At 48.5% G+C, this 13,558-nt stretch carries 8 protein-coding genes; 2 read left to right on the forward strand and 6 right to left on the reverse strand.

Annotation, left to right across the window (positions count from 1 at the left end):
* Positions 1-144: 144 nt before the first annotated feature.
* From AT705_RS09415 to AT705_RS09430, 4 genes are all read right to left on the reverse strand, one after another.
* Positions 145-762 (reverse strand): 3'-5' exonuclease, encoded by a 618-nt coding sequence (locus AT705_RS09415; RefSeq protein ID WP_058796399.1) that lies wholly within the window; start codon positions 760-762, stop codon positions 145-147.
* Positions 759-2,597 (reverse strand): DUF294 nucleotidyltransferase-like domain-containing protein, encoded by a 1,839-nt coding sequence (locus AT705_RS09420; protein ID WP_058796400.1) that lies wholly within the window; start codon positions 2,595-2,597, stop codon positions 759-761. Before AT705_RS09420 ends, AT705_RS09415 begins: the two co-directional genes overlap by 4 nt.
* Positions 2,598-2,694: 97 nt before the next feature.
* Positions 2,695-4,419, reverse strand: a complete 1,725-nt coding sequence (locus AT705_RS09425; protein WP_058796401.1) for a sodium:solute symporter family protein — start codon at positions 4,417-4,419, stop codon at positions 2,695-2,697.
* Between the two features lie 11 nt (positions 4,420-4,430).
* Positions 4,431-4,694, reverse strand: a complete 264-nt coding sequence (locus AT705_RS09430; protein WP_010383473.1) for a DUF4212 domain-containing protein — start codon at positions 4,692-4,694, stop codon at positions 4,431-4,433.
* 366 nt (positions 4,695-5,060) lie between these two features.
* Here AT705_RS09430 and AT705_RS09435 point away from each other — a divergent pair, with 366 nt between their 5' ends.
* On the forward strand, positions 5,061-8,489 hold the full coding sequence (locus AT705_RS09435; RefSeq protein WP_058796402.1) for a PAS domain-containing hybrid sensor histidine kinase/response regulator: 3,429 nt from the start codon (positions 5,061-5,063) through the stop codon (positions 8,487-8,489).
* 30 nt (positions 8,490-8,519) lie between these two features.
* On the opposite strand, the gene AT705_RS09440 is transcribed toward AT705_RS09435, so the two are convergent.
* Entirely contained in the window at positions 8,520-9,554 is a 1,035-nt protein-coding gene (locus tag AT705_RS09440; RefSeq protein ID WP_058796403.1) for a sensor domain-containing diguanylate cyclase, read from the reverse strand.
* Positions 9,555-9,700: 146 nt separating this feature from the next.
* Entirely contained in the window at positions 9,701-11,329 is a 1,629-nt protein-coding gene (gene panP / locus AT705_RS09445; protein WP_058796404.1) for a pyridoxal-dependent aspartate 1-decarboxylase PanP, read from the reverse strand.
* Positions 11,330-11,643: 314 nt separating this feature from the next.
* On the opposite strand from panP, the gene AT705_RS09450 reads away from it, so the two are divergent.
* Complete coding sequence (locus AT705_RS09450) at positions 11,644-13,542, forward strand: GGDEF domain-containing protein (protein ID WP_058796405.1); 1,899 nt, start codon at positions 11,644-11,646, stop codon at positions 13,540-13,542.
* Positions 13,543-13,558: the final 16 nt, after the last annotated feature.

The raw sequence follows: 13,558 nt of genomic DNA on the forward strand, positions 1-13,558 counted from the left end.
CACCACGTTGTGAAAAATTGGGCTCAATCCTGCTGCATATGCGGTGTATAGACCGCACGCGAATAAATTTCCCAAGCTTTCCGTATTAAGATGGCGCTATTGTAATCGACCAGGCACAAATGTGTAAGAGATATGCAAAAATAATTATGTCAGTTGCCTGAGTAACGCCCCATGTGCCCCACCAAACTGGCTGTTTTGTGCAAGTAAAAGCTCCGCGGTACTCAGCGCATCACTCAGTGCATGATGCTCACAAGCTGATGGTAACCCATAGCGCTGACGACAAGCAGACAATGTCAGGCAATCTGACGCAAGCGTTTTCCCCTGTCTGAGCAAACGATTTCTCTCAATCTGCATGGTATCCAGGATCAACTCAGGACGCGCAGAAATATCATGAGACACGAACGCCCGCTTGAGAAAACCCCAGTCTAGTATGGCGTTGTGGCATACCAATACACCCTGTTCGAACAACTCAGCCAGTTGTTGTAGCAATGCACGCAAACTGCTTCCCTGTGCCAATGCCCGCTCATCCACGCCATGGATCACCGGACTTTGCCCCAGCTGGCGTACTTCCTTATTCAGCATGTGTCGGGCTGTGCTAAGCGTGATACGGCCCTGTCGGATCTCAACCCAGGCGGCGGAGACAATTTCGTCTCGTTTCGGGTCTAATCCAGTCAACTCCAGATCCAAGACGATCAGGTTGGCATCTTCCAGTCTAAGATGACGGTAAGCATGCCAATTACGTAGTCGGGTTAACCAGCTCACAGGCTACCTCTGGCAAATTTGAAGGCACATGCTTGCTGTGCTTGCTTGATCAAATGAAAGGCTTCTTTGAGCTGATGACGCTCCAGTGAGCTTAAATGCTCCGGATTGATGCAATTTTCTGGCAAGCCTTCTTTGTCAATCTGTGTACGCAAACGCAACTGAGTTAAATAGCGCCAGCAATCTTGCAAGTTAGCAATGTCTTCAGCACTGAGCACTTTATGTTCTTTCAGCGCGTGTAAACGTTGCTGTGTATTGGCTTTACGGATCCCAGCTTGCAGCGCGTAAAGACGAACTACATCGTTGATGATCACCACACCGCGCTTTTTTAGGTCCAGATATTTGTGCTTGTGCTTATCCTGCTGAAGCTTAAATTGCTGAAACAATCCAATCGGCACCGTATTGGTATTAATATCGGCCGCCATCGCAGCGTAAAACAACGCATTTTTCGGGATCTCATTTAAATGATGCAGAAATTGGCCGAACAAGACATCCGATCCCGTAATAAAGCGCAGATCAAAATAGATCTTACAGTTCAGCATTGCATGGGGTGTTGGTGTATGGATCCAACTCGTAAATCTGTCGCACCACTCACTGAGTGTGCCCCGACATTGCGGGTTGCTTGCCATAATATTGCCCGGGCAAGTGCGGATCCCGCATTCATCCAGTTGCTGGCAGACAAATGCGCCAAACTGAGCAAAATACTGTCTTTGTTCATCTGTGACACCTTCGGGCAACAACAGACCATTGTCCTGATCGGAATGCAGGGTTTGCTCTTCACGCGCCTGGGAACCAAAACAGATCCAGGCAAACGGGGTGGGTGCGTTACCATGCTGCTGCTGATAAAGGTCTATCAAGCGTCCTGTCAGTGCATCACTAAGGCCACTGAGCAACTGACCGATCAGTGAAATATCCTCGATCTTATTGGCAAAATCACTCAACAGATCCGGGATCTCTTTCGCCAACTGCCTCACCTGAGCATAACTACATGCTTTATAGATCCGGCCGATCAACTGCACCGGATCGCTTTTTTGCTGACGTAAAAGATCTGTGCTGGTGATCATGCCTATCGGCGTGCGATCTTCACTGAGCACAGGTAGATGATGAATATTGTGCTTAAGCATCAAATGCAATGCCGAAAAGATCCGGTTGTTTTCGAAAATGTGTTTCGGTTTGGCTGTCATGATCTCACCAATAGCCCGGGCAGGATCAAGACCTTCTGCCAGCACCCGGTTGCGCAAATCGCGATCCGTCACAACACCTGATAATTGGTCGTGCTCAGTCACCATGATCGAAGAAACCCGATGCTTCTTCATAACTTTGGCCGCTTCCTGAATACTGGCATCGGGTGCCAGGGTCACTGCTGCCCGACTCATTAACTCACTGACCGGACGTTCAGACCAGCTGTTTCCCGATTCTTTATAGTGACTGTATAGCAAACGTTTGGCATGGGCACGCACAAAATACTGCTCAAAAGGTTTGTATTCACGACGAAGAAAGTCAAATGCCGATTGTGGCAATACATAGACCAACCCTGGCTGCACCACTTCCAGCTGATTACTGATTGGCTCACCCGTTAGCAACGAGGGGTAACCAAAGTAATCCCCTTCAGCGAGCCGGGTAACCAACTCTCCCCGCTCCGACCGCAAATCAAAGTGACCAGAACGGACCAGATAAAGCTGGGGCTGATCGCTTCTGAACCACTGGGCCTGATTCTGTGCACTGACATAAATGATATCCAGGTGTTCAACAAAGTAATCTGCCGCGCTGTCGGCCAACTGACCAAATGGCGCCTGTTGCTGCACAAAGGTCAGCACATCCTGTACGTGAGCCGTCATAATCCCTCCCAAAAAATGACAACTACTCCACAGCTTTCGCCATGAAGTAGTTGGTTTCTTTGCTATCAGAAAGTACCCCTACCTGATAGGCTGCGCTTTAATGCGCATGTGCAGCAGATGAGCCTTTCGGGTTACGGATCCCATCTACCATTTGCTTCACTTCAATTGGCGTCTCAGCCGTCAGCTTCATCACAATAGCAGCAATACCAAAGTTCACTAACATGCCAATAATGCCAATTCCCTCAGGTGAAATACCAAATAACCAATTCGCTGGCGTATTCAGTTCCGGGCTGACAAACTTAAAGTAGATGATGTAAGCGGCGGTAAAACCAATACCAAACACCATACCGCTGATGGCACCTTCTTTGTTCATGCGTTTAGAGAAGATCCCCATAATGATCGCCGGGAAGAAGCTTGCTGCCGCCAGGCCAAAGGCAAAGGCCACCACCGACGCCACGAATCCGGGCGGATTAATGCCAAAGTAAGCAGAGATTGCAATGGCCACCATTGCCGACAAACGTGCGGCCAGGAGCTCTTGTTTATCACTGATATCCGGCTTAAGTGTGCGTTTGAGAAGATCATGGGAGACCGAGGTGGAGATCACCAGTAACAGGCCTGCTGTTGTCGACAGTGCTGCGGCTATGCCACCAGCGGCGACCAGCGCAATCACCCAGGCTGGTAAATCTGCAATTTCCGGATTCGCCAGTACCATGATGTCTCGGTCGATTTTCACTTCATTGCGGCTCGCCGGGTCGTCAATCTTACCAGCAGAATAGAACATCTTGCCGTCGCCATTTTTGTCATTGAACGTGATAAGGCCCGTTCTTTCCCAGTTTTTCACCCACTCAGGTGCCTCGGCATACGCCGTACCACTGCCATCTTTACCGTTAATCGTGTCAATCATATTCACTCGGGCAAATGATGCAACCGCGGGTGCTGTGGTGTAAACAATGGCGATGAACACTAAGGTCCAGGCCGCTGAGATACGAGTATCTTTTACTTTTGGTACAGTAAAGAAACGCACAATAACGTGTGGCAGACCAGCCGTACCGACCATCAGGGCAGCCGTAATGGCAAAGACGTCAATCATGCTCTTGGACCCTTCTGTATATTGCGCAAAGCCGAGTTCGGTACTGAGCCCGTCGAGTTTATCCAGCAAATAGGTCCCAGAGCCATCCGCCAACGTACCGCCGAAGCCGGTTTGCGGTAGTAAGTGGCCAGTCATCATCAAAGAGATAAAGATAGCGGGTACCAAATAAGCAAACACCAGTACGCAGTATTGCGCAACCTGAGTATAAGTAATGCCTTTCATGCCACCCAGTACGGCATAGAAGAATACGATCACCATCCCGATATACACACCGGTTTCGATGTCAACTTCTAGAAAGCGAGAGAACACTACGCCTACACCACGCATTTGCCCTGCGATGTAGGTAAAACAAATAAAGATTGCACACAAAATAGCGACAACGCGAGCTACCTGAGAGTAATAACGGTCGCCGATAAAGTCCGGCACGGTGAATTTACCAAATTTACGCAGGTAAGGTGCCAGGCACAGTGCCAGCAGTACATAACCACCGGTCCAGCCCATCAGATACACACCCCCGTCGTAACCGGCAAATGAAATAATCCCCGCCATAGAAATAAACGACGCTGCGCTCATCCAGTCGGCGGCCGTTGCCATGCCGTTTGCCAGCGGCGGCACGCCGCCACCAGCAACATAGAATTCATTGGTTGAACCGGCACGCGCCCAGATTGCAATGCCGATATACAGGGCAAAGCTGAGCCCAACAATTAAAAAGGTGAGAGTTTGAACATCCATCATAGCGCTCCTTATTCATCCACGCCGTATTTTTTGTCCAGCGCATCCATTTTGAATACATAGACAAAAATCAAAGCAACGAAGGTATAAATTGCGCCCTGCTGCGAAAACCAAAAACCCAATTTAAATCCGAAGAAGCGGACCTCATTGAGTACATCAACCAGCAGAATGCCGCATCCAAAAGACACCACAAACCACACTACTAATAGCTTAAACATTAAGGCTAGATTCTCTGACCAATATGCTTTTGCTTGTTCTTCACTTTTAAAAGCCATGATAAGTCCCCTTTCACACACCTGTTGCCGATGTGCTGGTGTTAATGACCTTTTGACTGTAGCAATGGGTCGTCAAGAAGAAATTGAGACCTTAGTCGTAACAACAAGGTTACGTTTACGTAAACTGCAAAGCAAACACACATCAATGGCTATTAAATAATATAAAATCAATCACTTAATTTATTCATCGATGATATGGAACGATTAACGGAACGTATATCTCAGGGATAAGACATTAGTCTAATTAATTCAATAAAAATCGAATAATTTTGTAAAATCAGGTGATTATCTCACTTTGGATTATTTGCAAGTGATGCTACTTTAAAGGCACAGAGACAATAACAAGAATTAACACAAGGGCTCATCATGACGGCTGCACTGATCCTCGTTGCCATCGCCTATATCGGCTTACTCTTCTGGCTCGCCAACTGGGGGGACAAAACAACGCCGGCTGCAACCCGGATCAGCCATCACCCTTTTGTTTATGCCCTCGCACTGGGCATTTATTGTACTTCATGGACCTATTACGGATCAGTAGGCACCGCAGCAACCAGTAGCTGGCACTATTTGCCCATTTTACTGGGCCCAGCCTTGCTGTTTATGTTTGGTCAGGGCTTTTTGCGCAAACTGATCCTGGTCAGTAAAAAACAAAACATCACCACCATCGCCGACTTTATTTCAGCACGTTATGGTAAGCGCCAAACCACCGCGGTGATGGTCACTATGATAGCCTTGTTGGCCACCATTCCCTATATTGCATTGCAGCTCAAGGCACTGAGCAGCAGCTTTTTGCTGTTACAACAGGGCACCCCAATTTCCGGGGGCATGCTGGCCATGACCGGCACTTTATTAATGGCCCTGTTTGCTATCTTTTTTGGTACCCGCAAAGTTGATGTCACCGAATATCGCTCCGGACTGATGCTGGCTGTCGCATTTGAGTCGCTCATCAAGTTACTGGCACTGGTCGCAGTGGCTGTTATCGCCATAAAAGCGCTGCTAACTCAGAGTGACTCAACCACCTTATTACTTGTCCACTGGCAAGGATTTGATTTTACCAATTTCAACTTTGTCGGCCAGACACTGATGGCCGCAGCAGCCATCATTTGTTTACCTCGTCAGTTTCATGTCACAGTGGTCGACAACCAGGATAGCCGCCACCTTCGCACTGCCCGCTGGGCATTTCCGTTATACCTTATCCTGATCGCTGCAATGATCTTGCCGATTGCCACGGCAGCCATTCATCCCAGTATCGGCCAAACCGTCGCTGCAGACAGCTTTGTACTGGCTCTGCCTATGATGCAGGGTCACCCGTTGATCACCACCTTTGTATTCATCGGCGGGTTGTCGGCAGCCACCGCCATGATAGTGGTCGCCACACTGACGCTCAGTACCATGCTTTCCAATGATGTGGTGCTCCCTTTGCTGATAAAGCGCAAGTTTAAGAAAAATCGCCTCACCAGCAATTATAAAACCCGAATTTTACTTATCCGCCGCTTTATCATTGCGGCTATCCTAGTGCTGGCTTTTCTTTATCAGCAATGGTTTGGCCATGGCGAAGCGCTCGCCAACATGGGCCTGGTTGCGTTTTCTTTGGTCACTCAGTTATTGCCAGCCATTGTCGGTGGACTGTACTGGCGAAAAGGCCATGCTTACGGAGTCTATGCCGGGTTACTGGCTGGCTTTCTGTGCTGGATGTTATTTCTGATGTTTCCCGTCATTGAAGCCGGTAGTGCATTGGATTTTGAAACCCGTCAGACCATCATCACCCGAGGCACCCTACTGGCGCTACTGGCTAATATCAGTTGTTATATCAGCTTTTCACTGGGTGCATATGAGCGCCTCATTGATAAGATCCAGGCAGCCGCCTTTGTTAGCCCATGGGAGCAAGCCAGTGCAGCTAAACGGCTTAACAAAGACGTTAAAGCCACTGTGTACGACTTTACGGTGTTACTACAGACCTTTTTGGGGATCCAGCGGAGCCAGCAGTTACTCAGCCATTACGCGATTAATCATGATATTGAAGACAGTAACGCCTATCCGAGTGCTGATTTTATTGCCTTTTGTGAGCGGGCTCTGACCGGTGTACTGGGCGCCTCATCGGCCCGTGCCCTGATCCATGCCGTCTCATCAGGTAAGCAGCTTGCCTTTGAGGAAGTGGTTAACTTTTTTGATGAAACCACGCAGGCATTACAGTTCAACCAAAATCTGTTGTTTACATCTTTGGAAAACCTCAGTCATGGCATCTCTGTCGTCGACAAAGATCTCAATCTGGTTGCCTGGAACCGCCGTTATCATGAAATGTTCGAATACCCGGATGGTTTTTTACAAGTAGGTCAGAACATTGAGGAAGTGATCCGCTTCAACGCCGAACGCGGTGAATGTGGCCCCGGAGAGTTAGAAAAACTAGTCGAAAAACGTGTACAGCACTTGAAAAATGGCACGCCCCACCATTTTATTCGTCATCGCAGTAATGGCCAAGTGTTCGAGATGACAGGTAACCCGCTACCAGAAGGCGGCTTTGTTACCAGCTTCTCTGACATCACCAGCCATATCGACACCCAAAACGCGCTTGAAGAGGTCAACATGGATCTGGAAAATCGCATTGAAGCGCGTACCCAGGAGATCCGTCTGATCAACCAGGATCTGAAGGCTCAGATAGCCAGCCGGGAAGAAACCGAACAGGCACTGGTCGGCGCTAAAAAGGAAGCAGAACGCGCCAATGACAGTAAAACCCGCTTTCTGGCTCTGGCCAGCCATGATATTTTGCAGCCCCTCAATGCTGCCCGCCTCTACCTGGCGGCCATTGATGAAGATAAGCTGCAAGGCAATGATCGCAGCAATCTGGAAAAGCTGGGGGCCAGCCTGGATTCAACGGTTCACCTGATGTCGGCATTGCTGGATATTGCCAAACTGGAACAAGGCGCTATGAAGCCAACCCCCCGCCATTTTGATATCAACGACATTATGTCGCCACTGGCCAATGAATACGCCATTTTGTGTCAGGAAAAAGGCTTATCATTGCAAGTGCGCACCAGTCACCAAATCATTCACAGCGACATTACCTATCTGCGTCGTATCATACAGAACCTGGTCTCCAATGCAGTCAAATACACGGAGCAAGGCCGGGTTTTACTGGCCTGTCGTCGTCGCAGCCACAGTGTCCGCATTGAAGTGTGGGACACAGGCCCGGGTATCTCGGAGCATGAACAGCAGAAAATATTTAACGACTTTTACCGCGTTCAAAGTGGCGACAACAAAGGGGTCGGACTGGGCCTGGGCGTTGTAAAACGACTTTGTGAGTTGCTGAGTATGCCACTGGAAATGCAGTCGATCCCCGGTAAGGGTAGCCGTTTTTGTGTCGAAGTGCCTCTGGGCGATCAGCAACAGGTACAGCAAAAAAACACACAGTCAGAGCAAAAACTAAGCGCAAAAACCCGCCTAAATCTGGTGGTGGTTGACGACGATCCGAAGAATCTGGCTGCGATGGCAAGCCTGCTCGATAAATGGCAGTTTAGTTATCAGATGTTTGAAAGGGCAGACAAAGCCAGGCAGCATGCCGCCCAAAACCAGGCACCAGATTTTATCCTGATGGATTATCAGCTCGATAACAATGAAGACGGGATTAATTTGATCACGGAATTAAGACAATGCTGGAACGCCCAGATCCCGGCGGTATTAATCACGGCAGTACGTGACGAACCTTTAAAGCTACAGGCTAAACAGGCCGAGATCCACTATCTGAGCAAACCTCTTAAACCGGCTAAGCTTAAAGCACTGCTCAACCACAGTGCCTGAGACGCACACCTCAGAGCAGGTGAAGAGTCACTAATAGGCAAGCTGGATCTGGTCACGACCATTGGCCTTGGCGCGGTAAACAGCCTGATCGGCCATTTTCAGGGCATGACCGAATGGCATACTGGGATTGACTTCGGCCACCCCAAAACTGGCCGTGACATGGATAAGCGTGTTCTCCTGACGCACTTCCATCTCACGGATCGCAATGCATAACCGGTTTGCTACCATATGTGCATCACTGACCGAGGTTTCTGGCAGTAACACCACAAACTCCTCACCGCCCAGACGACAAAAACAATCTTCAATGCGCACTACGTCCAGACAACACTGCGCAAACTTTTGCAGCACTTTATCGCCGGCATCATGACCAAAATCGTCATTTATCCGTTTAAACCTGTCCAGGTCCATCATGATCAGACTCATAGGATGCTCTGTGCGCTGATGACGGCTCATTTCACGCTTGGCATGTTCCATTAAAAAGCGGCGATTGTTGAGGCCCGTAAGCATGTCCTGAAAGGCCATTTTGGTAAGCTTTTCATGCATTTGATACAACTCGTGTACCAACAAACGCCGACTGCAGCAATCTGCAACCATTTCAGTGATTGTTACTTCCCACTCCTGCCATTGGCGCACATTAACCAGCCCCTCACAACACACCACACCCAATGCAATGCCATTTTTAAAGATGGCAGTATCCAGCATCGTGGCAATGTTATTAGGCTTGAGATAGATATCGGTGAATTCGCAGGTGCGAGGATCTGTACAGGCATTGTCTGCTGCAATCGACTGACCGCTAATAATGGTGGCAAAGTAAACGGGGAAATCATCAATACTCAGCACCGGCAGCTGGCTGGGCACGGTTTGCCAGTCTGTATTGGCGTAATTGAGCAGCTTGCCTGGCTTGTGCATGTCGTCAAACAGCCACACCGACACACGATCGACCTGAAGCAAAGATTTTGCCTCAAAAATAATATCATGCAGAAAGCGCTGATGTTCACCTGAAACATCGACTTCTTGCGAGCTGATCCGCCGCAATTTTTGCGTGCTCTGGGTTAATCGATTCAAAGGTACTACCAAGTCGCAAAGCTGTTGAGATCAGGCATCATCTCAATGTGATGCCATGCCGTTGTCATACTCTAATAGTATAGCGCCTGTTACAAAATGTACTGTTTTCTTTAATCCGGGCACGCCCAACGCCGAAAACCGATACACTAAGCCATGTATTTTGCCAGGTACTTTTTAAAGACCGGATCGCTCTGCGCCAGCCCTTTTTGTTCTGCCAGAATCTCTTTTAGCATCTGCTTTGAGGTCAGAGGATTGGCTAACACCACTCTGAATACCACGGTAGGCTGATACTGATATTGCGAAGGGGTTAAGCGCGTCCGTGATACAAAAGAGCGGCCTGATTCACGCTGGCGTTTCTGCATACTGGCAGTAAATCGGTTCAGCGCCGCATAGATATCAATGCGTTCCTGCTCATCGGCTTGTTCAATCGCCTGGCGGATCTGTTTTGGCACATAGCGATAGGTCAGCAGGCATAGCTCCGGTTCAGAGACCAACTCAAAGTCGTCTTCCTCGCGGATCAGCTCTGCAAAATAGTGGGCTTTTTCAATGCCTTTGTCGATCAGCATTTCATACCCTTTACGCCCTATCACCCGTAAACATGCATGAACCAGCATGGCCATACCAGGGCGGCTGCCCTCAAGTGTATGACTACCCAGGTCTTTTGACCCTTTACGCAGAATGTACTCCGCGTGGTGTTCTATCGCATCTGTTGCGGTGGGATCTTTAAACAATACAATACCTGCGCCCATTGGCACATACATTTGCTTGTGCGCATCAATGGTGATTGAATCAGCCAACTCAATGCCCTTAAGTAAATGCCGGTAATTCGCTGACAACAAAGTTGCACCGCCCCAGGCTGCATCAACGTGAAAATGACATCCCAGGTCCTGAGCCAGCGCCGCCATTTCGGGTAAGGGATCTATGTTGCCCGTTTCAGTAGTACCGGCCACGCCAACAATCGCCATGACCTTAATGCCCTGCTCACGCAGCGTCTGTGCCTTAGCGCGCATTGCCTCAACGTCAACCTTATTGTTCTCATCAGTTTTAACGGCAATAAAGTTACTGCGCCCAATGCCCAATACATCGGCCGCTTTACCCAATGAATAGTGACCACGCTCAGACACCAACACGGCCAGGCCTTTGTATCCATAATGCAGCATGGCAGCCATGATCCCTTCACTGGCAAGCCCTTTGAAGTCACCATCCGGACCAAGCAATCGGTTGCGGGCAATCCACAACGCCGAAATATTGGCAATGGTACCCCCAGAGCAAAATGCGCCGAGTGCGGTTTTGGCACTGTGCATCCATTTTTCATAGAAGGCGTCATCTTCACCATAAGCAAGGTGATGCATCATGCCCAGCACCTGTCTCTCCAATGGCGTAAAGGCCTTTGAAGTTTCTATTTTTACCAGGTTCTGATTCAAACCGACCATCAGCTTTGACAACGGCAGAACAAAATGCGGCAGCGCTGAGGTCATATGCCCGATAAAGCTTGGCGACGCGGTATGCACGGAATGTGCAACCAACTGCTCCATAATATCCTGGGCATAGTCAGAGACAAACATCGGTTCTTCCGGGATCATTGCCGACTGAAAGTCTTTTTCTATCTCATGCAATGGTTTTTCAATTGCTGCGATATTTTCATTCAGAAAGCCCGCCAGATTACTGGAAATTTCCTGCTCTATTACACTTAACGTGGAGCTGGGTGCTTCTGGAACGGTAAAGATACGCATTAAGCTTTCTTCAGAAGCGACTGCACAACGCTTTGGACCCATTTTAATACCTAATCATGCGTGGGTAACTGATGTGGGGAGTTACCTTGCCAAGTTGATACGAAATGACTAACTTTACTGTAAAGAGATGGGAAAGTCTGCAATGCAGTCAAAAAAAATGAACTCTGCTTGATAATTTGATGAACCTCTGATGACACAGCATCACAAAGTAATCCCTGTATTTATTACGGTGCATGTAAGGAGTAGGGTTCAAAAATAAGGCGGATTAGTTAAATATTTTGTCAGCGTTGTCAGAAATGGATAGTATTAGGAACAATTCACCCCATCAGACTTGCAGACTCAAACGGAAACTGACAATGAATAAACGGAATTTTGCGCTTAGGGCCTTATCTCTGACCTGGATAGTCATCGGCTTTGTAGTTTTTGTTGCCTCTTTGTCGGCCTATGTACTTTACACTTATCATCAGACCCGTACCACCATAGTACAAGGTATAGATCAAAAGCTCCTTATGGCTGCCCGAAGTACCCAACTCATATTGGGAGAAGGCTATCATGACAGACTCAACGAAATTAGCAGCGATGAATATCGCCACAAGAGTATGCTATTATCTCAACTGGCACAGCACCTGGGTGTCGAGTATGTGTATGCCATGGTCTATGATGCGCCCTATGTCCGTTTCAGTGCCTCTAGCTACACCCAAACTGACGTATTACAGGACAAAGTCACCCGCATGCTCGACCTCTACTCTGAGGCAACCTCGGTTAACAAAAGCGCATTTCGCTCAACACAGCCGTTATACGAAGTGTCCGAAGACAAATGGGGCCATTTTAAAACCATTTTTATTCCCCACGTAACACGTGACGGCAAGGTCTTCCTGACTGGAGCCGATATTAAAACATCACACATCCAAACCGAATTGGCAAAAAGCGTTAAAGAGGCCCTGTTCACCGCGTGCTTCTTCTTTGCCATTGCTTTACTGGTGGCAGGGATGTATTTACTGATACTGAGAAAAACCCTGACAACCGATCCGCGTACCGGGTTTCCCAATCGTCTGGCATTAGAACAGGATCTGGCCAAAAACCCCACTCAGCACCTTAGCCTGGCAATTATCGCAATCAACGAGCTGGAAGAGATAGTGAGCTTTTATGGCACCGATGTCGGTGATGAGATCATACGCAGAGTGATGAGCCATTTCGGTGAATTTACCGCCCCATTTAAAGTGTACCGTCTTGCCACTGCCAAGCTGGTGCTATTGAGCGATGCCAACAAAGGGGAGCATTATCTGAGTAGCCTGATCAATGAATTTCCTGCCACGACGCCGATTTTACAGGACCCACATTTATACATTCAGGTAACCGCCGGCATAGCCAGTGGCAATAAACGCCTGTTACTGGAGAATGCGTTTATTGCATGTCGTCAGGCACAACAAAAACAGCAACGAGTGTGCATCTATGGACAGGATCCAACGCAGATCAAGACCATTCAGGAATCCCATATTGCCATTGCAAAAACAGTTCAAAGTGCGTTTGAACAACATCGTATTCTGCCCTACTTTACACCACGTATGGGCACTGAGAGCAAAGCCGTTGAACAATATCATTGCACCCCGAGAGTACTCACTGAGCAGGGCCTGATCTTACGTCCTGAATCTTTCTCAGAGGTGATCCGCCACTCCAGGCTGAGCTCTCAACTGACCAAAGTCATGCTTGAGCTGTGCACCGCACATTTTCGAAAATCACATCATGCCTGGAGCATGCAACTGAGCTGGCAGGATCTGGCCGACCCGCAAATCATGGAATTTATTTTTGCGCAGATCAGGCGCTACCCGCAGCCTGCCAAAATTACCTTTGAGCTGGAAGAGCAAGAAGTGATTGAGCATTTTGCCGATATGCGGGTTTATATCAATGTGCTAAAAAGCAAAGGGGTGAATATCATGGTGGCGTCAAGCAACAGTGGTTTGCTGACCATCAGCAGGGTACTAAAACTCACTATAGACAGCGTTAAGCTGACCTCCAGCGTCATTGAGCAACTAAGTGAAGAGACTGAATTGCATGAGTACATTGAACACATTGCCAGACTCTGCCATGAGCGCCAAATCACCTTGTTGGTTGACGGTGTACAAAGTAAATATCAGCTGGATCAATTGCTAAGCTGCAACGTTAAGTTGGTTGAAGGAAGCCTGATTGGCGCTCCTGGCCCACACATCAATGTCAGCCAGAGCAATATGGGCAAGGATTTTCAGGCCAGTGCCTGACCAGCACAGGTGACCT

This window comes from Pseudoalteromonas rubra, from assembly GCF_001482385.1.
Lineage (GTDB): Bacteria > Pseudomonadota > Gammaproteobacteria > Enterobacterales > Alteromonadaceae > Pseudoalteromonas > Pseudoalteromonas ardens.

What these genes read in the sequence shown, in the direction of transcription:
- AT705_RS09425 (WP_058796401.1), bottom strand. Translation starts at nt 4,419, where the DNA reads ATGGATGTTCAAACTCTCACCTTTTTAATTGTTGGGCTCAGCTTTGCC.
- AT705_RS09450 (WP_058796405.1), top strand. Translation starts at nt 11,644, where the DNA reads ATGAATAAACGGAATTTTGCGCTTAGGGCCTTATCTCTGACCTGGATA.
- AT705_RS09435 (WP_058796402.1), top strand. Translation starts at nt 5,061, where the DNA reads ATGACGGCTGCACTGATCCTCGTTGCCATCGCCTATATCGGCTTACTC.
- AT705_RS09420 (WP_058796400.1), bottom strand. Translation starts at nt 2,597, where the DNA reads ATGACGGCTCACGTACAGGATGTGCTGACCTTTGTGCAGCAACAGGCG.
- panP (WP_058796404.1), bottom strand. Translation starts at nt 11,329, where the DNA reads ATGGGTCCAAAGCGTTGTGCAGTCGCTTCTGAAGAAAGCTTAATGCGT.
- AT705_RS09430 (WP_010383473.1), bottom strand. Translation starts at nt 4,694, where the DNA reads ATGGCTTTTAAAAGTGAAGAACAAGCAAAAGCATATTGGTCAGAGAAT.